General features: G+C 37.5%; 20 protein-coding genes. 13 read left to right on the top strand and 7 right to left on the bottom strand.

All coding sequences use genetic code 11. The features are described from left to right. Positions 1-160: 160 nt before the first annotated feature. Entirely contained in the window at positions 161-1,120 is a 960-nt protein-coding gene (locus tag SYJ56_RS22470; RefSeq protein ID WP_323838149.1) for a tryptophan 2,3-dioxygenase family protein, read from the bottom strand. 119 nt (positions 1,121-1,239) lie between these two features. Here SYJ56_RS22470 and SYJ56_RS22465 point away from each other — a divergent pair, with 119 nt between their 5' ends. The 7 genes from SYJ56_RS22465 to SYJ56_RS22435 all read left to right on the top strand — a co-directional run bounded on the left by SYJ56_RS22465 (position 1,240) and on the right by SYJ56_RS22435 (position 7,644). After that, positions 1,240-2,445: an acyl-CoA dehydrogenase family protein gene (locus SYJ56_RS22465; RefSeq protein ID WP_323838147.1), complete on the top strand. Its 1,206-nt coding sequence runs from the start codon at positions 1,240-1,242 to the stop codon at positions 2,443-2,445. 125 nt (positions 2,446-2,570) lie between these two features. Next, positions 2,571-4,043, top strand: a complete 1,473-nt coding sequence (locus tag SYJ56_RS22460) for an AAA family ATPase (RefSeq protein WP_323838145.1) — start codon at positions 2,571-2,573, stop codon at positions 4,041-4,043. A gap of 6 nt (positions 4,044-4,049) precedes the next feature. After that, positions 4,050-4,817 (top strand): hypothetical protein, encoded by a 768-nt coding sequence (locus SYJ56_RS22455; RefSeq protein WP_323838144.1) that lies wholly within the window; start codon positions 4,050-4,052, stop codon positions 4,815-4,817. A gap of 113 nt (positions 4,818-4,930) precedes the next feature. Next, positions 4,931-5,374 (top strand): hypothetical protein, encoded by a 444-nt coding sequence (locus tag SYJ56_RS22450; protein ID WP_323838142.1) that lies wholly within the window; start codon positions 4,931-4,933, stop codon positions 5,372-5,374. 471 nt (positions 5,375-5,845) lie between these two features. Next, positions 5,846-6,814, top strand: a complete 969-nt coding sequence (locus SYJ56_RS22445) for a serine hydrolase domain-containing protein (RefSeq protein WP_323838153.1) — start codon at positions 5,846-5,848, stop codon at positions 6,812-6,814. 210 nt (positions 6,815-7,024) lie between these two features. After that, positions 7,025-7,327, top strand: coding sequence for a nucleotidyltransferase domain-containing protein (locus SYJ56_RS22440; RefSeq protein ID WP_323838140.1), 303 nt, complete (start codon positions 7,025-7,027; stop codon positions 7,325-7,327). Positions 7,328-7,365: 38 nt separating this feature from the next. After that, a complete protein-coding gene (locus SYJ56_RS22435) occupies positions 7,366-7,644 on the top strand; it encodes a HepT-like ribonuclease domain-containing protein (RefSeq protein ID WP_323838138.1) in 279 nt (92 codons plus the stop codon). An 84-nt stretch (positions 7,645-7,728) separates the two neighbouring features. Here SYJ56_RS22435 and SYJ56_RS22430 read toward each other — a convergent pair whose 3' ends face one another. Then, the gene (locus SYJ56_RS22430; RefSeq protein ID WP_323838151.1) at positions 7,729-7,926 is read right to left on the bottom strand and encodes a T9SS type A sorting domain-containing protein; all 198 of its coding nucleotides are present in this window, start codon (positions 7,924-7,926) and stop codon (positions 7,729-7,731) included. An 89-nt stretch (positions 7,927-8,015) separates the two neighbouring features. Here SYJ56_RS22430 and SYJ56_RS22425 point away from each other — a divergent pair, with 89 nt between their 5' ends. The 3 genes from SYJ56_RS22425 (at position 8,016) to SYJ56_RS22415 (ending at position 10,940) form a co-directional block, all read left to right on the top strand. Then, the gene (locus tag SYJ56_RS22425) at positions 8,016-8,378 is read left to right on the top strand and encodes a VOC family protein (RefSeq protein WP_323838136.1); all 363 of its coding nucleotides are present in this window, start codon (positions 8,016-8,018) and stop codon (positions 8,376-8,378) included. A gap of 374 nt (positions 8,379-8,752) precedes the next feature. Beyond that, positions 8,753-9,883: a hypothetical protein gene (locus tag SYJ56_RS22420; RefSeq protein ID WP_323838134.1), complete on the top strand. Its 1,131-nt coding sequence runs from the start codon at positions 8,753-8,755 to the stop codon at positions 9,881-9,883. A 346-nt stretch (positions 9,884-10,229) separates the two neighbouring features. Further along, a complete protein-coding gene (locus SYJ56_RS22415) occupies positions 10,230-10,940 on the top strand; it encodes a CPBP family intramembrane glutamic endopeptidase (RefSeq protein WP_323838132.1) in 711 nt (236 codons plus the stop codon). A 163-nt stretch (positions 10,941-11,103) separates the two neighbouring features. Here SYJ56_RS22415 and SYJ56_RS22410 read toward each other — a convergent pair whose 3' ends face one another. Together SYJ56_RS22410 and SYJ56_RS22405 are read right to left on the bottom strand one after the other, a co-directional pair. Then, entirely contained in the window at positions 11,104-14,601 is a 3,498-nt protein-coding gene (locus SYJ56_RS22410; protein ID WP_323838130.1) for a T9SS type A sorting domain-containing protein, read from the bottom strand. 81 nt (positions 14,602-14,682) lie between these two features. Then, entirely contained in the window at positions 14,683-15,777 is a 1,095-nt protein-coding gene (locus tag SYJ56_RS22405; protein WP_323838128.1) for a DUF1573 domain-containing protein, read from the bottom strand. A gap of 70 nt (positions 15,778-15,847) precedes the next feature. On the opposite strand from SYJ56_RS22405, the gene trpS reads away from it, so the two are divergent. Beyond that, positions 15,848-16,822 (top strand): tryptophan--tRNA ligase, encoded by a 975-nt coding sequence (gene trpS, locus SYJ56_RS22400; RefSeq protein ID WP_323838126.1) that lies wholly within the window; start codon positions 15,848-15,850, stop codon positions 16,820-16,822. Between the two features lie 303 nt (positions 16,823-17,125). Here trpS and fabF read toward each other — a convergent pair whose 3' ends face one another. The 3 genes from fabF to SYJ56_RS22385 all read right to left on the bottom strand — a co-directional run bounded on the left by fabF (position 17,126) and on the right by SYJ56_RS22385 (position 19,975). Beyond that, positions 17,126-18,379 carry a beta-ketoacyl-ACP synthase II gene (gene fabF, locus SYJ56_RS22395; protein WP_323838124.1) on the bottom strand — a complete coding sequence of 418 codons (1,254 nt, stop codon included), beginning with the start codon at positions 18,377-18,379 and terminating at the stop codon, positions 17,126-17,128. Between the two features lie 119 nt (positions 18,380-18,498). Further along, a complete protein-coding gene (locus SYJ56_RS22390; protein WP_323838122.1) occupies positions 18,499-18,921 on the bottom strand; it encodes a hypothetical protein in 423 nt (140 codons plus the stop codon). Between the two features lie 73 nt (positions 18,922-18,994). Then, the gene (locus tag SYJ56_RS22385; RefSeq protein WP_323838120.1) at positions 18,995-19,975 is read right to left on the bottom strand and encodes a zinc-dependent alcohol dehydrogenase family protein; all 981 of its coding nucleotides are present in this window, start codon (positions 19,973-19,975) and stop codon (positions 18,995-18,997) included. A 206-nt stretch (positions 19,976-20,181) separates the two neighbouring features. Here SYJ56_RS22385 and SYJ56_RS22380 point away from each other — a divergent pair, with 206 nt between their 5' ends. Both SYJ56_RS22380 and SYJ56_RS22375 read left to right on the top strand, forming a co-directional pair. Then, positions 20,182-20,949 carry an SDR family NAD(P)-dependent oxidoreductase gene (locus SYJ56_RS22380; RefSeq protein ID WP_323838118.1) on the top strand — a complete coding sequence of 256 codons (768 nt, stop codon included), beginning with the start codon at positions 20,182-20,184 and terminating at the stop codon, positions 20,947-20,949. A gap of 21 nt (positions 20,950-20,970) precedes the next feature. Further along, a complete protein-coding gene (locus SYJ56_RS22375) occupies positions 20,971-21,849 on the top strand; it encodes a 3-hydroxyacyl-CoA dehydrogenase (protein WP_323838116.1) in 879 nt (292 codons plus the stop codon). Position 21,850 lies beyond the last annotated feature (1 nt).

Below are 21,850 nucleotides of genomic sequence, written 5' to 3'. Positions count from 1 at the left end.
TGGGATAGCCTTTAGTCATATTAACCCTGAAAGGGTGAAATGATAATCTTTACTTACGACTTGGTACTTGCTACTAGCTACTTGATTCTTAGGTCTTGGTTCTTGATTCTTTATTCTAAGGTCTAAATACTTACGTCTAACGTCTTGTTACTCCAAAACTCTACTCTTCACCAAATATCTCCTTCACTACCCATCCTTTGCCCCATTCTTCTCTTTCTTGCTCAGACCAAAGTTCCGGATAAAAAATCACCTTTTGAAATCGCGGAGGCAGATATTTCTGCCAGTTGGTTCCACCCGTTGCGGCAATATCCACCGGATCTCTTTGTAGAAAACGGACAGCTGATTTATAATGCGCAAGTGGCCAAAACACATTTGCTTTCAGATCAAATTGCTTCATCGCCTCAGTCAATTCCTCAGAAGGATTTGGGATATCTATGTAGCGCTGCCATAAATTTTTGCGTTTGTAGGAATCCATCAGATCCATCAATTTCTTACGATACTTCGCTTCAAAATTCTTTAGGGTAAGCGTTTTTTCACCAGTTGCCAATTCGATTGCTCCCTGCTGCCAATACAAATTCTCAAAGATATCATCAGTCGGTGTGTGAAAGTCCGGGTCAGTTCTTTTGTCCAATGCCAAAAGATTAAAAGCATCCGAAGCCATCAGTTCGATCTCGCGATACTGGGCACTTTGAAATCCACTGGATGGAAGTAAAGACATACGGAATTTCAGAAATTGGTCCCGCTCCATACCTTTCCACATCACTGCAAATGAACCGATCAACTGATCAAAATACATATTGATCCGCTCCAATCTTCCCTGAAAAAATTTATCTGTAATTGATTGCTCATCAGCTATTTGCTCCAACTCAGAAATAATCAGCTTAAAATACAATTCCGTAATCTGGTGGTAGATGATAAAGATCTTTTCATCCTTAAACGACGTCTTTGGTTGCTGTAAGGACAGCAATACATCCAAATTGATGTAATCCCAGTACGTAAGGTAATCTGAATAAAGCAGCCCTTCCAGATAGGACAGCATATCCTGGCCGGAAGCTTTGAATTTCTTCTGGAGAAGTTCTATTTTATCTAATATCTTGGGATCAAATTGGGATTCCTCCATGAGTGCTTTTAGTATAAAAAGGTAGTATTTTCGTCAGCGATCTATTTACTTGGGATCAGCTGGAGATTTTTAAATTCCCGACAAAAGTCACAGATTCATCTTAATAAACCAAAAATAACATGGAGTCAGTTGAAATACGAAAGTCACTAAAGCAGGATACCTTCGATGGTGTTGATTTTTTAGACCTCGATGACTTACTCACCGAGGAGCACAAATTGATTAGAACTTCCATTCGCGATTTTGTCAAAAGAGAGATTTCACCCTACATAGAAGATTGGGCGCAGAAGGCTCACTTTCCTACCGAAATCGTCAAGAAATTTGGTGATGTTGGAGCTTTTGGCCCACAGATTCCTGAGCAATATGGCGGTGGCGGCTTGGACTATATTGCTTACGGCTTGATCATGCAGGAGATTGAGCGTGGAGACTCAGGTATGCGATCTACAGCTTCCGTGCAAGGTTCGCTGGTGATGTACCCTATTTATAAGTTTGGCTCAGAAGAGCAGCGTAATAAATACCTGCCAAAACTGGCTTCTGGAGAAATGCTGGGCTGTTTCGGTCTTACCGAGCCTGATCATGGTTCCAATCCAAGTGGAATGGTGACCAACTTCAAAGATATGGGTGACCATTACTTATTGAACGGAGCCAAACTGTGGATTTCAAATTCCCCCCAAGCTGATATCGCTGTAGTTTGGGCAAAGGATGAAGCCGGCAGAATTCATGGCCTGATCGTAGAGCGGGGCATGGAAGGTTTCAGCACTCCGGAAACCCATGGAAAATGGTCGCTTCGTGCTTCATGTACGGGTGAACTTGTTTTTGATAATGTAAAAGTGCCAAAGGAAAATATTCTTCCGGGAAAATCAGGTCTTGGAGCTCCATTGAAGTGCTTGGATTCGGCGCGCTTTGGAATAGCCTGGGGAGCTATTGGAGCTGCGATGGACTGCTACGAATCCGCGAGAAAATATGCCGCTGAGCGTATCCAATTCGGCAAACCTATTGCAAGCTTTCAACTGGTGCAGAAGAAGCTTTCCGAAATGCTAACCGAAATCACCAAAGCCCAATTACTTGCCTGGAAAGTCGGCAAAATGATGAATGAAGGCAAAGCCAAGACTGTGCACATCTCCATGGCAAAACGAAATAATGTGGAAATGGCTTTAACTATCGCCAGAGAAGCCAGACAAATCCATGGAGGAATGGGAATCACCGGGGAATATCCGATTATGCGTCATATGATGAATCTTGAATCTGTAATTACTTACGAAGGAACTCACGATATACACTTACTTATTTTGGGGCATGAGATTACTGGGATACCGGCTTTTGTTTAGACTATTTGGTTTTAATTGTCTAGGAGACATATAGAAAATTAAATAAAATTTTCGATTTCTCAGTAAAAAAGTTACATTATTACATTATTACATTATTACATTATTCAATTTACAAATTTTATAACATGAAATTAAATAATATAGATATACAAAATTTTAGATGCTACAAAAACACTAATATAGAATTAGGTAAACATATTACAATTCTAATTGGTAAAAATGGATCTGGAAAATCTAGTGTTTTAAGTGCTATACGAAAAGGACTAAGCTTCATATTTTCTGAAAGTAAGGAAGAAATAAACCCTTTGAAAGCCAACAACAACACCACTGTTAGTTCAATACCAATTTTAGACACCAGATACGATGAGAGTGAAGGTGGGTTTATTTGGCCAACTTCTATTAAATATGAAATAGATTTAAATTCGAAATTAATCCAATGGGAATTCTATAAAAAGTCAGACCCTGGTGGGTTGCATTCTACATTATACAAGAATGCTAGAGACATTATAATTAAGGATTTGATTGATAACCCAGAAAAATGGCCTGTTTACGCCTTTTTTGGAGATTCATTTCCACATCTCGATATCAACCTTGGATCAAAATCTTCCAGAATTATTAAATCAGATATCCTTCCTAAGGATTTTGCTTACTATGGTTGGGATGCATATCAAAACTGTAATGTTCTTTGGCAATCTCGGTTTAAGTACATAGACAATATCATCTTCAGCAATGATTCAAAAGTAAGATCTATTGAAGACAGCATATTAAGATTAAAGAAAAAATTAGATTCCATTTCAGACAAAAATGAAATAAGTAAGTTTAAATCAGAAATTTTAGAACTAGAAAATAGCTTTACAAAAATAAATCAAGCAACTAGTGAAAGAACTAATTTATTTGAGAAAGAAAAAGGTTATATCGAATCAAAATTCATAAAATTCACAGAACCCCTCAATAAAGAATACAATTTTATAAACAAAGAATTTGAAGTTTTATCCATCTCAGCACTAAAATTGATGAAATCTGATATTTCAGTAAAATTCTTGCTATCAGATACAAGAAGTATAATATCTGAAATGCTTCCAATGGGTTATAAGAGATTATTTAATATCGTTTTTGACTTAGCTTACCGTTCATATATAATTAGCAATGGTGTTTATGAACCTACAGGGATTGTTATGATTGATGAAATCGAACTTCATCTTCACCCTTCATTACAACAAGAAGTTCTTCAACGGTTTATAAAAACATTTCCAAATATTCAATTTATAGTTACGACCCACTCACCATTAGTGATTTCTAATTTTAAAGCTGACGAGAACAACAAAATCATAAAGCTTGAAAATAATGGAAATGAATATTGGAACGAAAGCGTAGAAAATGTTTATGGAATAGATTATGGAACTAATTTAGCAGAAATTATGGAAGTAGAACCTCGCTCCTCAACTATAGACAAATTTATTAATGCATATTTATTTTTGATTGATAAAAATAACAACACAAAAGCTGACGAGATGTTAGAAAAATTGGAAGAATATTTGGGAACCGAAATACCTTCTAAACTTCAAGAAGAAATAGACTCTAAGAAATCAAAGCTTTAAAAAATTATGCAATATATTGATAAGTCAATACTTGAAAATAGAGGTAAAACTATAGTTAACAATTTATTGAAGGCTTGTTGGGATAATGATGAAAACAAATACAAAAATGCCAACTACGATACTTTAAGCAAAGATCCATTCAAAACAAACTTTAAGGAAGTCCTGCTTGAAGAGCAAAATAATTTATGCTGTTATTGCATGAAAAATCTATCTAATAACAATACTACCACCTTAGAACACATAATTCCACACAAATCAAAAAAAGAAGAGTTTGATATATACAACCATCCTAATTTAAATGATAACGTTTTACATATGGATGAATTTAGAAGAGATTTAAATATTATTCCACCTAATAAATACCCACATGATATTGCCTACCATAACTTGATTGCATCTTGTGATAGTAATACACACTGCAATCACGGGCGAGGAAATAAACCAATTAAAGTTTTAATTTATAATCCTAACATTCATGATGAGATCGAATACAACAGAAAAGGGCATGCATATTCGGAAGAATATTTAGATGACTTAGCAACATTAGGAATTTCAACTAACAAGAATTTGATTTTGTATAGAATGATATGGTCAGAAATTGCAAATAACACAACCATTAACCCGAAAGATCTGACAGATAATAAAATAGAAGAAATAATTTTGAATATGGATTATGCTGACAACTTTTCAAAAGTTATTGATATTTTCTTTGACAGCCCATCAAAAAAACCTGAACTCTTAAAATATATTTGGTTCTTTACATATTATAAATAAATTATCTTATAAATTGGATTAATTGTAGCATTAATTAAACTCGTACAATTACTTATAAATATAGCATATTTGATCTTTAGACAAGACCCTCCACAAATTTAAAACACCCATAAATGAGTGATATAAAACAGATACTAATATTGAAAGAAATAGATCAACTCGATTCAGCGATTCTTCAATTCTCTAAAAACACATTAGCTACTAAAAAGATTTGTGCATCTCTATTAGCTGGAATTGCAGCTCTGATACTTAAGTTAACTGATAACCATCTCGACATTTCCATTTTCATAAGTAGCTTTACCACACTCCTAATTTTTTGGACAATTGATTCTAATTCTTACTATTATCAAAGAAAATTAAGAATTAGAATGACTGAAATTGTTAACGAGTTAAAAGAAAATCAATTGGTTACAAATGGGTATGGCATGCCTTTAGGCAATAAAGACAAATCATCTAGGGTAAGATCTTTTTTTAATGAATCTCAACTATTTTATCTACTTGGAGCAAGTATAATGATCATATTAATATTTATTGATTTGGCGGGATGGATTAAATGAAAAAGATAATGACAAAAATATTTGTGAGTTATACTATTAGAGACGGGAAAATAAATATAAGTTTTCTGAATATGCTTTTGAACTCCATTCGAAGTATTTGTGTCGTCTATATTGACATGATTCATAATGATTCCGTACACAAACAAGACCGAGTTATAGATGAACTAAATAGCTCTGATTTCATCTTTCTTATCAGAACTGTAGATATTGACAGCTCTGAATGGGTTGACAAAGAAATATCACTAGCAAAAAAAAGAAACATTCCCATAATAGAATTTGAATATGAAGACCTCTTGGAAAAAAATTTCCTGCCCATTCAACAAGCTATCTATGATATCAACTTACAGAATGACACTTTAAATAACTGATTTTTCAATCTAAATTTTTACTCATTCCAAAAAAACCGTACCCAAAACCAAACAAACCCTCCGAATCCTATTTATTCTTGCAAGCATAGGTTCGTTGTATTTTGTGCCTTGGATTTTGGTGAAGGCTTGGATCTTACCCCTACCCGATACCGTTCAGGAACAGTTGGAAGATGGCATTGCAGATGGGTTTGACGGCATGATTGTTTACGTGGATCAGGGAGGGAAAGCACCTGAGTTTTATGCTGCTGGTTGGCATGACCGAGAAAAGAAAATACCTGCTTATCCGCAAGCTTTGTTTAAGATTGCCAGTATCACCAAGCTTTATGTGGCTGTTGCGACCACGAAACTAGTCAAGGAAGGTCGTTTATCCTTGGATAAAACTCTGGCTGAGTACTTTCCTGAATTGGCAGGTAGAATAGAGAATTCAGATAGAATCACCCTAAGAATGATGGTGCAGCATAGATCGGGCATTCCTAATTTCACAGACCATCCTGATTACTGGATCAAGCCACCAACAAACAAGCAGGAGACTTTAAATTACGCATTAGATTCACCAGCAGACTTTGAACCGGGTGAAGGCTATGGCTATTCCAATACGAACTACATGCTGATCTCTGACCTGATTGATAAAACGGTAGGCTATCCCCATCAGCAATATATTCGAGAAGAAATTTTAACACCACTTGGGCTAAAAAACACCTATACTTCGCTGAGTGAAGTCGACATGGATGAGGTCATGAGCGGGTATTATGTGGGGATTGACAAAGACTTCAAGACGGAAGACACAGGCTTAATGCTTGCCACCGCTGAAGATGTCGGGATATTCCTACGGGCGCTAAATGATGGTTCAATTTTCGATGAAGGGGAACAGGAGATCTATTCCTCCATTTACGCTTACGAACATACAGGTTTGCTTCCTGGCTATCAGAGTATCGCCAAGTACCATAAAGACATAGATATGGTTGTAATCCAGTTTAATAACACCACCAATTTTGATGGGTACGACTGGAACTTGGCGGAAATCATTTATAACCGTGTTGTTAAAATTGTGAAGCGGGGTAGAGAGAAATAAGCCCCNTCCAGTTTAATAACACCACCAATTTTGATGGGTACGACTGGAACTTGGCGGAAATCATTTATAACCGTGTTGTTAAAATTGTGAAGCGGGGTAGAGAGAAATAAGCCCCCTTAGTCTTATAAAGCTATTTGTTCATTAAGCCAATTCAATCCACCAAATGCATGAAAAAATCAGAGGATAACAAATTTTAAGTATTTTTGGAAGATGAAAATAAGCGACAATAATATAAACCTTATCAAAAAACTTTGCGAAAAATACAGAGTTCGCACATTTTCAGCATTTGGCTCAGTAACTCGCGATGATTTTAGTGATGATTCTGATATAGACTTTGTTGTGGATTTTGATGAAAATGACCCATTCAAATACACCGATTTATACTTTGAGCTCAAAGAAAATCTTGAGGATTTACTAAAACGCCAAATTGATCTAATTGAAGAAAGGGGAATAAAAAATCGATTTTTTAAAAAAGAACTTGACGCAACAAAAGTTCTAATTTATGGACAATAAGATTAATGCTTGGCTGGAGGACATCAATAGATCTATCGATGAGATTTTCGATTTCCTCCCAGAAAAAAAGAGATTTCTTCGAATATCAAGCTGACTTAAAAACGAAGAAAGCAGTCGAAAGAAATATCGAGATAATTGGAGAAGCCATAAATAGGATTTCTAAAAACAAGAGTAGTCAAATTGAAATAAAAAACGCTCAGAAAATAATAGGAACAAGAAATAGGATCGCTCACGAATATGATAATATTTCGGATGAACTTATCTGGACTATTATTTTAAGAGAGTTACCCAAGCTTAAAAAGAAGTGGTTGGATTAATTAAATAAGCCTTTCAAAATGTCTTATTATATAGGCTATGACTTGGTGTTTCCTCAAGAGTCTTTTGCACCTGATACCCTACCCTCACCGCTTTATCAACTTCCCAACAAACTCTCTGTTATCAGGACTTTCTATCGTAATCAGATAAGTTCCGGCAGCAAGACGACTTATTGCCAAAGTCACTTTACTTGGGCTTTGATGCACTACCTCCACACTGGAGCTGACTTCCTTGCCGTCGGAATTATAAATGCTCATAGAATTCTCAGCAAATTCTAAATCAATTAGATATGAAAAATAAACAACTGGCTGCGTATATTTAACTGTTGGCGTTAACTGTCAAGAAACTCACTAAAATTTTAAAATCTTAGTATATGACTTTTGAAAAACTAGTTCCAAATATTTTTTATGCAAATATTGCCGATGGATTGAAATTCTTTGTCGACTGTCTGGATTTTAGCATAGGTCATGATGAAATAAAATCTTCCCAACCATTTTGTGTAGTGGAAAAAGACGGGTTACGTATAAATCTTTTTGAAAATGCAAAACTGGCTAAAGAGCATAATCCTGAGTTTAGGCTAGTGACTAAAAATATTGAAGAAGTTTATGCTAAAGTTTCTAAGTCCCATCCCCAATTTCTTCATCCAAATCTTAAAGAAATTACCCTTCGTCCATGGGGTGCGAAGGAATTTGCTTTGAAGGATAACCAATTGGGAGTTATTATTCAACAATGGTAAACTTAGCAACTATCGATAATAGGAGTTGAATCAATTTGAGGTTGACATATAATTTTCATAAGCGGTTCGCTCTCATCAAATTCTCAGCTAATTCCAAATGTCCCTGAAATTGGTATACGCTCATCTACATGACTTATTCATAGCGACTTAGTATCATTGGTATTTATAAATACTTCGTGTTTCGCCCATTGGATCGATCATCTTTTTGGTCTATATTCACTATTCAAGACACACACGGCATCTATCCAAAATGGCGATTTAGTGGTTAATCCATTTTTATACTTCTGTGAAAATTTGCGCCTGATTTAAAGTGAAAATCTAAATCGTCACCTGCGGGGAAGCCAAATCATTATAAACAATTAAAACTTGAAATAATGGGACTTGAAATTGAAAAAAAATCTTTAACAGATGAGGAAAAAAAATGGTTAACCAATGAGTTTTGGCCGGTGCCTAAGTGGTTGGAAAAAGATGAGAGTTCCGTTCAACTAAAGGATTATGATTCGTACTATAAGTATAACTTGAGAACAAGATATTTGGAATTAGAAGGAGATTTCAGGACTGCATATAACAATTTTTATGATAAATATTTTTTCGATATTGTCACAGCAAGCAGGATTGTTGATTTCTTGCTTATTGCAAAAAAAGCATTAGAGGGCAAAGATGTGAATTTGCTAAACGTTGCAAATGTTCTTGACCTAATTGAGAGGTATTTAATATGGATTTTTCCTCATTATGTGGTTCGGCAAAGAATAATTATTAGGGCAAATAAATTGAAATCAATCAATGCTGATTACTCTTCTATTTTAGAAGATACAATAAAGAAATATGATAATCCAGATGAACTTGGCTACTTAAGGGCTATATATGATGAGGTTACTGGAGAATTAAATAGAATTACAACACAAAATCATATTAGCTTCGGCCTTCAAATTGAAAGGTTGTCTTTATTAAGATTTTGGGGAATCTTTATCTTATTAATTTCTATACTTGTTTTGCCATTAGTAGTAAATTTTGATGAATTATCAATAACAGGAACTTTTTTATCCAACATATTTAATGCGTCATCATCAGATACAATTTCCCTTTTTATAAATTGGGTATTATTACTTGTATTTGTTTTAATGGGGGCAACTGGAGGATTTATTAGTGGCCTTCTACAAATAAGAAATACAAGGGTTAATTTAATTGAATTTAGGGAAAGTCTTTTAAAATTTCAGCTCAAGCCCATAGTCGGTGGACTTACTGCAGCTCTCATAACAGTTTTACTTTCTTGGCAAATTCTTCCAGGCATAAAAATAGAAAGTATTGGATCATTCTTATTAATAGCTTTCCTAACAGGTTTTTCAGAAAGATACTTTTTAAAATTGTTAAAGATTGAAAAAGAGGATAGCCTTCAATCAAATGAAATAGAAGACATAAGGGATTTAAAAATGTCGAAGAAAGATTTAAGTGAATTGCCTGATCCAGAAAACCAAAAGATCGATCACCAATCACTAACCAAATAATTCAAATACTTATAATCGAAAGACGGCCTCACTAGAATTTATGACAAGGTCAGTCAGATAACAGATTTTCCCGATTTATTATGGGAACTCACACCCCTTAGGGACTTTAGTCATGAAGTATTGGTACCAATGGTATTTATGATTACTTCGTGTTTCACCCATTGGAACGATCATCTTTTTGGTCTATATTCACTATTCAAGACACACACATTGCTTTTTAGCTTAGGTTGACTGGCTCAAATCAAGATTTTCAGGTTTAGTCAGATTTGTTTAGAGTGGAAAGTTAAGGGGGCTGAAAACCGCCTTAAGCGAGACAGTTAGCCATCATTTTATAAACAATATGAAAATGATACAACATTCAAAACTTAAATCTATTGTTTATCACCTTTATCCAGGTATTCTGATCACCCTATTTTTTGGAGTGACAACCCCCTATTTTGTGACAATGGGTTTCCCACCACAACTTTCCATGTTGATAGCAATAGTGGTAATAGTAGTACCAATTATTTTATTTCATCTGAATAATGCAAAGAAAAACGAAAATGTAAAACGCATATATGATTTGGTAGAATATACAGAGACACTTCCTACCTATAAACTTATTTTATATACACTTGGACTGATTATTTTTGCCTTTCTAGTCTATGGTTTAACACAACCTATAAATGAGATAATCACAGACAAATTCCTCTATTGGCTTCCTGATTGGTATAAAGCCCGTGATTTTGAAGGATATTCAAAATCAATAATTCTGGTAACGTTAATTGTGAATTTAATTCTCAATGGCTTATTAGCCCCATATTTAGAAGAGTTATATTTTAGAGGATATTTATTGCCAAGAATGAAAACTTGGGGAAAATTTGCTCCCTTGATGAGTGCAATTCTATTCTCATTATATCACTTTTGGCAGCCACAGATTTATTTGACTTTAGTGATAGCATTATTCCCAATGACATATTTAGTATGGAAAACAAAAAATCTGAAGCTTGCAATATATACCCATTGCGGATTAAATATTGTAGGGGCATTATTATCGTTTGGAATGATTAACCAGTGACGGATGGTAATCTATTAGGTAAAGGGGAATCTACCCCTAAACCTCTCACATAACCGCACATGAACCTCTCGATTTATACGGCTTATGATGCTATCGGTTAGTATAGGCCATTGAGCAGGACTAATTTGCACCTTTACTCTCATTGATAGAATACAAAATATTTTTACCGCTTAACCAGCTTCCCAACAAACACTCTATTATCCGGACTTTCTATCATAATCAGATAAGTTCCAGCAGCAAGACGACTTATTGCCAAGGTTACTTTATTTGGACTTTGGTGTACTACCTCCACACTGGAGCTGACTTCCTTGCCATTCGAATTATAAATGCTCATGGAATTCTCAGCAAATTCCAAATCTCCCAACGCTTGTATTTCAACTTCGGAGGAAGCTGGATTTGGATAGATTTTCAGTTCCTCAGAGATCAGAATACCTGGATTGAAAAGACCTGATATTGTCACGGTTACTGCTGCCAACCTTGCCATACAGCCTGCTTCGTTGATCAATTCTACTGCATATTCTCCCATTTGATTCACTGTCAGCGTTCTTTGGGTGGCATCATCAAGTTTATCCCCATTTCTAAACCATTGGTAAGTGAAATTACCCTCAGGGGCCCTAAGAATATTTCCATCCTCTTCGATTTCTCCGCTAGGTTTAGCAAGCGATTCCACCTCGAATTTGGCCGTTTCAAAAAGACAACCTCCAGCATACCTGACGATGGCATGATAGCTCCCACCCTCTTCTATCGCCAAGGTTTTGCCAGTTGCGCCATTGATCTCCGTTCCATTCCTTCTCCATCTTACTACTTCAAATTCAGCTTCTGACTCCAGCGTGAGTGTTTGATCATTACCAATACAGATAGATGCAGGGCCACTAACTGTCACAGGCCTAGAGTTGGTAGATTTCACCGTCACTTTTGCTAGTCTCTGCATGATATTCTCAGCCTTGTCTACAGCTCCCACTTCTACTGTTATTTCCTTTCCTATATCTTCACAGCCCACAGACTGTCGGCTTAAAGTGATTTCTTTGATTCCACAGTTATCCGTGAGAGAAGCTATAAAATCCTCCGGGTTCAAATCTACTTTCCCAATAGACAAGTCAACAACCACCTCCACATTTTTGGTGACTAGAACTGGGTTTGATTTATCCCTAACTATCACCTCAATTTCCTTTTCTTCAACTGTTCCCTTTGAATCAGTTATCTTGACAACAACAATATTTGACCAAAGGTCATCGCAGGTAAAATCCGATTTGCTCAATTCCACGGTGAATTCAGAACTAATTGGCCACTTCGTAAATACCTGCTCAGGTTTTAGAGTTGCCTTCCCCTCTTTAACGAGCTCCATCTCAATTTTATCTTTCACCACAGGCCATTCAGCAGCATCTTCGAAGGTCACTTCAATTGGTTTTGAAAATACCTCACAGCCGTTTACAGGCTTAAGCTTAGCTTTATACACACCTGATTTGGTCACTGTAAACTGCTTATCTGAGCTGGACGATAACAGCTCTTCTCCTCTATACCAACCTAACACTTCAAATGCGAACTCTGAGCCTAATGATAATTTTACAGGATCTCCTTCTTGGGATTCAGAATTAGCAGTCAACGAAACCTTGACAGATTCAATGACATTGAGTGTGATGAATGAGCGTACTGTGAACTTATTTTTAGATTGATCCGAAACAGTGATATCAACATCCAGTCTTCCTTTTTCATAATATTCCTGCAAATCAGCACAAGTTATAGTCGTGGATCTACCAAATGTCATTTCAAAATCTCCTGCACAATTATCCTGAATATCAATACCTGCAAAGTCATCCTTATTGAATTCAACTTTGCCAACCACAGGATCAAATTCAAAAGTTTTTGATATTGAAGTGAAATAAGGTTTGATAGTGTCCAGTACAAAAAGTCTGGTTTCATCCTCCCATTTATCTCCTGAAGCTGAGTTTGTAGAGGTAATGGTGATTTCATTCAACCCCAAATTATTGCAATCAAACTGAAATCCCTGAGAAGATGCAAATGTGAAATCTGTTCCAGGTTGTTCATTTAAAAAATCAACTGAAGTCAGATAGGCTTCTCCACCATTATTAAGGTATATCGCCACTGAGTCTTTTACATCTGGCCGCTTTGTCTCTGCTACTTTCGAAAATTCTAAAATAAATGTTCCGAATGTTTTATCCGTATGCTTTACCTGATGTGGCATATTGCCCTTTGGTTGCAAGGATTTGGTCCAATTCATCGGAAATGGAATCATATTTCCATTCGTTTTAGCAACGACTCTCTGTTCCTGATCAAAAGGATTTTGAACATCCCTTATTACATAATCCTGCCCATCTGTTATCCCATATTCAGAAAAATCTAAATCTATAATTTCCTGATTACTAAGATTCAGGATAGTCACATAGTATTGATTGGGGACATATTTATTCTGAACTACAAGGGTTTCGATTGGTTTCTGAGCTACAGAAAACAGCTGACTATCACTATCAAAACCATATGTTTTTTTCCAATCTGTAAAGCTTAAACCATCAAATATTGATGTATTAGAAGAAAAATTAACGTAAGTATTCGAATTCCAATTTGCCTTCGTATATGTTTTATCTGAACCTAATAATTCAAAGAATTTACCACTTATCTTGAACAGAAGATTCTTCCTAAACTCTAAATTACTGGTAGACAGGAACTCCACTTGGTTTCGTCCCCCATAAACTTTATTTTCTAAAAACTTCAAATTGGCGTTTGGAAAATATGTTCTTCCAAGGGTAACATTGCTCACCTGAGATGGCTCTAGTCTTCCACCCTGCAAATCAGAATAAAACATATTGTCACGTACCTCCACTTCACTGCTGACGTTATTCTTGGAACCAATTGTCAAGTTATGAGGAGGGCGAAAAAGAATCGGATTAAAATTCGCTATAACTCCTGTATTAAAGGACACATTGCGATCTATAATCATCCCACGATTTACAGGATTCGTTGTATAAATATTTATTCCTTGAGATGCATTTTGAAAAACAAAGTTATTGACAATCTGCTTCGGAGAATTGATATCGTCATGTTGGATATACATACCATGGCCATGACCGCGTAAAGCATCTTGCGATCCATTGTTAAAAATTATACATCCATATACTTCAAGATTCAATCCAGACCTCCACAGCTCCAATCCTCCCCCCACTACATTATAAACCCAACAGTTTATAAGTTTATTATTATTTCCATATACTGCAATGCCTGATTCATATGTCACAGGGGCATTTCCATTGCTATCGTCCGATTGCCTAATTGCGTCAGAAGAAGTGACATGTATTCCAATAAACCATGTATTATTTCCATTAACAATAATCCCGGATCCTGCCGCTCCATTTATTCCAATGTCAATAATTGCCTTACCTGTGGTCATAGCCATGATTTTAATCGGATTGGCCGCTGATCCATTTACTTCTGAAATATAATTGCCCGGATATACCCCGTCTGCTAATATCAATGAATCACCTGGACTCAAAGGAGATGTGGCTCCAAGTGCAAAAGAAAGTGACCAGGCTTCCATAACGGAGCTTCCCGAATTTGAAGAACTTCCACTTGGCGATACATATTTTTTGGCTGCATATGATGGCAGTGTAAAAATCAAAAAAATTATAATGAGTAGTTTTCTTTTCATTTCAGTTTAGGTGTAAAAAATGATCGCTATGAGTATGTAGTCGCTTAAATTAAGGCTAAAATCCGGAAATTTATGAGTGTATTATTCCACCCTACTTTTAAGCAAAAATAATTGCACTGGATTTACTGGATCATTACTGAATATGTAAATATTCCGCTGGTCTATTCCTTTCCTTCCTTTGGGATCAAAAACTACTTTAAGCTGAATGGATTCTCCCGGATCAAGTGAAGTTTTTGGTAGCTCAAGTTTCAAACACTCACAATTCCCCTGGACTTTTTTTATATCCAAAACTTGCTTTCCTCTATTACTCAACACCACATTCTCCACTTGGATTGCACCAGATTTGATGGTTCTCAGATCAATTTCTCTAGGGTCCACGACTAGTTGAGGCACTAGATTCAAGTTATCCTTAGAAAAAGGTGCGTAATACTCAAATACATCTGCTAACACATTCAAAGAAATATAGGTGGTACTATCCTGCCAGTTTAGTGAGATTTGATCCTCAAAATAGCCAAGATCATTTTTCATTGCTCCATCATAAAATAACTGAATCAATCCACGGTCCTTTGGCATAATCGAATCCGTAAGCTGATTCACTTGGATATATTCAGGTCCGGCATACATCAGACTATCTTTGTAAAAAGGCTTGTCACCAAAATTGTAAACCTCCACTTGCTTCAACTTTGGTTCATTTGTAAAAACCTCTCCTACGTTTATCTTGGCAAGACGAAAGCCTAAATCACCTTTTCGTATTGTGTAAGTTCCTTCAGGATCACTTGCTCTTGGGATGGCATTTCCCTCAATATACAGTGTATCCTGAACGCCGAATAAATTGCCCTTCACCACTATCATTCTGGAGAAAAAACCAGCACCGGAAGATGGGTCAAATGAAACCTGCAATATCCCGCTTTCCCCTACCTGTAAGGTATCCTTAGTATATTCTACTGTGGTGCATCCACAATCTGTCACGACTGTTTCTATAAAAAATAAAGAGTCCTGCGTATGGGTAAATTGAAATTCTGCTACCTGTGGCCCCTGCTCTTCCAAGACAGTTCCCAAATCAACCTTATTCACTGCCCAGATCAACTTTGGAGTTATAGGTTCTTGAGCCAGTGCAAGTTGGGATAAAAAATAAAGGAATAAGAGGATATAAAGGGTTTTTTCAATTCTAATCATGCCCGCAATTAACGCATAATTTCAAACGTATTATAGGCTGATTTACTTAATTTGCACCAAAATCAGAGCAATGGCAAGAGTATTAACAGGCATTCAAAGCAGCGGCAGACCACACTTGGGAAATATCCTAGGAGCGATCATCCCTGCTATTGAATTGATAAAAGAAAACAAGGAGGAGTCATTCATTTTTATTGCAGACATGCATTCACTCACTTCTTCCAAAGACGGTGAGGTACGCAAGCAAAATACACTCGCAGTGGCTGCAGCATGGCTTGCCTTTGGGTTGGACATAGAGCATACTACCTTTTATCGCCAGTCCAGAAGACCTGAAGTAGCAGAATTGACTTGGTATCTGAACTGTTTTACTCCTTTCCCTATGCTGGCAAATGCGCACAGCTTCAAGGACAAAGCTGAACGATTGGCAGATGTGAATGCAGGACTCTTCACATATCCCGTATTGATGGCATCTGATATTTTGCTGTATTCAGCTGATTTAGTCCCTGTGGGAAAAGACCAGATGCAGCATCTAGAGATGACACGTGACATCGCTTCTACTTTTAATAGAATCGTTGGTGAAGATATTTTGACAATCCCAGAAGCTAGAATAGATGAAGTTGTAAAAACAATTCCGGGTACTGACGGCCAGAAGATGAGTAAGTCTTACAATAACTTCATTGATATTTTCCTTCCTGAGAAAGCGTTGAAGAAAAATGTAAACAGCATTGTGACGGATAGTAAAGAATTGGAAGAGCCAAAGGATCCAGATACAGACAATACATTTAAGTTATACAGCCTGATAGCCTCTGCCGAGCAAACTCAGCAAATGAGAGCAAAATATGAAGGTGGGAATTATGGCTATGGACATGCTAAAAAGGAATTTCTAGAGCTGATCCTGGAAAAATACCGTAAAGAGCGGGAGCTATTTGATTTCTACATGAATCATCCAGAAGAAATCGAAATGAAGCTTGCAGCCGGTGAAGAAAAAGCGAAAGCCGTGGGAGCTGAGATTTTGGCAAAAGTTAGGGTGAAGTTGGGGTTCAGGTAAGATTTAACTACTTCTCGCTCCCGACAGCTGTACGGGAGGCGCGGCGACGCTACGTTTGGAGAAAATAAGTTCTTCGGGTCCCGATAGTTATCGGGATGCAATCCCGAAGCTATATCAAGGGATTTATAATCCGAATAAAATGGCTCAATCTAAATGAAGGAGCCATTTTTGATTAAGTCATATCCTGAAATATTCAGCAGATCCTAAAAAAATCTCTGTGAAATACTTTGCGCTCCCTGTGACTTTGTGGTAGAAAGCATGAAAAACCTTCGGGGTATTATAAACCCCAAAGGTTAACGAATATTATTCAAACTCCTTAAAGATCACTGTGGCATTATGTCCGCCAAAACCAAAGGTGTTACTTAAAGCAACCTTAACTTTTTTCTCGATGGCATTTTTGGTGACGATCTGTATTCCTGCTGGGATAGCTGGATCCAGATTTTCAGTATTGATGGTTGGAGGTACAACTCCTTCATTGATCGCCTTCACACAGAATATCGCTTCAATAGCTCCTGCCGCACCAAGCAAATGCCCTGTCATGGATTTAGTAGACGAGATGTGCAAATTATCATTACCGCCATCCATAAGCCTTGTGAGAGCTTTAATCTCACTCAAGTCACCTGTAGGAGTAGAAGTGGCGTGTGCATTCAGATAATCTACATCCTGAATACCCAAACCTGCTTCTTCCAAAGAGAACTTCATACACATGTAAGCTCCTTCACCTTCAGGATGCGTGGCTGTCAAATGATATGCATCAGCTGTCATCGCTGCACCTACCACTTCCCCGTAAATTTTGGCTCCTCGCTTTTTCGCATGCTCATATTCTTCCAGAATTAAAGCTGCAGCTCCCTCTCCCATTACAAATCCATCTCTATCTACATCAAAAGGTCTTGAAGCAACAGTAGGATCTTCATTTCGTGTAGAAAGTGCTTTCAATGCGTTGAAACCTCCCATGGAAGCTTCGGTGATCGGAGCATCCGAACCTCCAGTAATAATCACTTTAGCTTTTCCCCACTTGATGTAGTTGAAAGCATCCATGATTGCACTATTAGAAGAGGCGCATGCAGTCACAGGTGTATAGTTGATTCCCATAAAGCCGTACTTCATGGAAATAACCCCAGAGGCCATATTCACCAAATATTTGGGAAGGAAAAAAGGATTGAATCGTGGGCTTAGATCATTTCCAATAAACTCCTTCATCTCCTTTTCGAAGGTATTCATACCACCTTGGCTAGTGCCCCAGATCACTCCCGCATCAAATGGTGATTGAAGTTGGGAGACATCCAAACCCGAATCTTCCATAGCTTCAGCGGCAACGTATAGTCCATATTGGGTATAAAGATCAGCTCGCTTAATCTCATTTCTATCAAGTTTCAACGTAGGGTCAAAATTCTTGATTTCGCTGGCAAATCGGGTTTTGAATTTCTCAGCATTGAAATAGCTGATGGCACCAGCTCCGCTTTTCCCTTCCTTCGCGTTTTGCCAGTTGGTTTTTACATCATTACCAAGAGCAGATAAAGCTCCTAACCCGGTTATAACTACTCTTTTTGTATTCATTGCCTATTTCTCGTGGAAAGAAAAAACCTAGCTATTCACCAGGTTTTTCATAATATTTATGTCTTTAATCTAGAATTTTAACTCTAAAATCTTTGTACTAACGTCTTGCTACTTCTTAACTATCTACTTCTCCAAAGATCCTTAAGCTGCTTGCCATTGATCAACATGACGAAACGCGCTGGGTTGGGAATCAAAACGATGCGAACATCCTGCTTGTCAAATTGCTCTGATTCGATTGGCACGCCTTGCAGTCCACCAACTTCATAGCTCACGACACCATTGGCGTCAGGAAGAAGTGGCTTGTAAGCATTAGCTATGTATGCTGTTGGAAGTAAGATATCAGTGTCAGACTTAAGTTTATCCTGAATTTTTTCAATTTCAGTTTCAAGTCTATCCTCATAGTTCTCGTTGAAATCATCTTCCAAGTCATGAAGCTCTTCTTCTAGGTCATCATAACTTTCGTCGCTATAATCCATAGCGGCAAGTTGATTTCTTTTTTCTACTATTTCGGTAAGCTCTTTATCCAGCGTATCCCAATTCATTCCGTTCAGTTTTGTTGATTTGAAATGCAAAGATGGGGAATCCCTTTTTTTATGAAGAACTATTTCAAAGAAATTAACTCACCAAAAGGATTTTTCCATTTCTCCCTGGTTTGTTGTATGCTTCAATTGCGGCCTTAATTTCAGTAAGCGGAAACTTCTCAGCTACTTCTGCTTTGGAATCATCCCTCATCAAAAAGGTCTGAGTTTCTTTATAAAGCTCAGCTCTCTCTTCACTACTAATTCGCTGCAAAACGCTACTCAGCCAAAATCCCTCAATAGTCACTTCCTTGAAAATCATCATTCCCGTATTGAGCGGCATATTCTGCAAACTCAATACTCCGAAAACATACATTTTCCCGAATTGCTTGATACAAGCCAGAGCCTTGGCTCCAAGTTCTCCACCTACTGCGTCAAAAACCGCAGAAACTCCTTCCTTTGAGACTTCTGTGATCGCCTTTTTCAAATCTTCTTTCTCCGTATTAATTACCAAATCAGCACCAAGGTCAGTTAAATACTTTTTCTGCTCATCGTGGCGAACTGTACAAGCCACTTTAATTCCTTTACTCTTAGCTACCTGTAAGGCAAATTTTCCAAAAGCTGAAGCGCCAGCGGTAAGTAAAAGCCATTCTCCAGCCTTCAACTCAGATTTACTGACCATGGCTACGGCAGTTACAGGATTGACGAAAGCCTGACAAGCTACTTCGAAAGTCATACCTTCCGGCATAGAAAAAACTTGCTTTGCTGGTAACGTAATGTATTCTCTCCATGTACCCGTCGCGGTTCCCTGAGCAGTAAACATTACTCTAGTTCCCACAGGCATTTTACCATCAGCATCTGACTTACTTACTATTCCCGCCGCTTCAAAACCAGCACTACTTGGCAAGTTAGGCTGGATTCCATACCGACCTTGAATAAACATCAGGTCAGAAGGATTGATGTTTCTCGCCTTTACTTGTATCTGAACTTCATGCGGTTTTGGTTCTGGGGCTGGTGATTCTTTTACCTGCAATACGTCCTCCGGCATTCCTGTTTTTTCAAAAATTACTTCTTTCATCTGTTTGTAATTATTTTTCAATGGTCATATGGAATCTCGCATCACAGATAATCATTCCTCAGTGTGACTTTTTAGTAATGTTCGATTTCATAGCTTGCTAAGATTTCACTTTGCCAATTAATATCCTTTTAACTTGGAATAATACGCATTCGTTCAGGCTTAATCTTTATCTTTTGATAACTTGAAAGTAGAAAATAAACCTACTTATGGATCTCTCCTCTTTATTCTCCCTAGAAAGAAAAGTCGCGCTCATAACCGGAGCCAGCAAAGGAATCGGTTTTTGCATTGCAGAAACTTTTGCAGCAGCTGGTGCTAAAGTCGTGCTTTGCAGTAGAAAACAAGAAGCTGTAGATGAAATGGCAAGTAAGCTTCGGGCGAAAGGATATGAAGCAATCGGCATAGCCTGTAATGTAGGAAACACGCAGGAACTCCCACAGCTGGTCGAGAAAACTATTGAAGCATGCGGCCAACTTGATATTTTAGTAAATAATGCAGCAACAAGCCCTGTTTTTGGCCCAGTTCATGAAACAAGTTCGGAAGCATTTGATAAAATTATGAATGTAAATGTCAAGGCTCCATTCGAACTCTCAAAACTTTGCTGGCCATATCTAAGAGAATCTTCCAATGCCTCAGTGATCAACATCAGCTCTATTGGTGGTATTTCTCCTGAACATGGATTGGGAATCTACAGCGTAAGCAAAGCAGCTTTGATCTCCATGACCAAAGTCTTGGCAAAGGAATGGGGAGAAGCTGAAATCCGGGTGAATGTAATCTGTCCAGGCTTGATCGAAACCAAATTCTCCGAACCGCTATGGTCTAATGAGAAGATAATGAGCATGGTCATGAAGAAACTTGCTATCAAACGCATAGGGAAAGCACATGAAATTGGCGCTATGGCTTTATTCTTAGCATCCCCTGCGGCCTCATACACCACTGGATCAGTCTTCACGGCTGATGGCGGTTTTACTATTTAATTTACAGAGAATCAGATCTTAATGATTATTTCTACTATTGGTATTATAGGCGCTGGTAACCTAGGAACCAGAATTGGATTGCAAGCTGCAATTTCAGGTTATCAGGTGAACATATATGATATTCAGGAGAAAAGCCTGAAAAACTCTTTGTCCACTATGAAAAAATTAGTGGTTCAATTAAGTCGAGCTGAACTTATAAATGAAGAAAAAGGACTTCAAGCTCTGGAAAGAATTTCCTTTACAAACGATCTTAAAGAAGCTCTGCAACAGGTAGATCTAATCAGTGAAAGCGTCACGGAAGATCCCGACATTAAAACTAAGGTTTGGAATAAAATAGGTAAACTGGCTGCAGAACATACGATTTTCACAACCAACACCTCTTACCTGCTTCCTTCCCAATTTGCAGAAGTGTCTAGTAGACCTGAGAAATTCTGCGCTTTTCATTTTCATGATGTTTTTCACTCCAGAGTCGTTGACATTATGCCGCATGCAGGCACATCAGCAGCCGTCGTTACTATTTTAGAAGATCTTGGAAGAAGGCTCCATCAAATACCCATATTAGTCAAGAAAGAACATTCAGGATACATTTTCAATACGTTACTAATCGCTTGGATCGATGCAGCTGGACGACTTCTTACTGGGGAAATCGCTGAAGTAGAGGCGATAGACAAATCATGGATGGTGAATTTCAACATGCAGGCTGGACCTTTTGGAATCTTAGATAATGTGGGTTTGGATACTGCTTGGCACATCACTAACTCACGTAGAAACCCCGCATCGCGTGCTTTTGCAGCCCTTCTAAAAACCTATGTGGATCAAGGGAAAGTGGGAATCAAATCGGGTGAAGGTTTCTACACCTACCCAAATCCCAGCTACAAACACCCGGATTTTTTAAAGTAAG

It is taken from the genome of Algoriphagus aurantiacus, from assembly GCF_035156405.1.
Lineage (GTDB): Bacteria > Bacteroidota > Bacteroidia > Cytophagales > Cyclobacteriaceae > Algoriphagus > Algoriphagus aurantiacus.
Note: the sequence above shows the minus strand (reverse complement) of the source record. Positions and strands in the feature narration are given on the sequence as shown.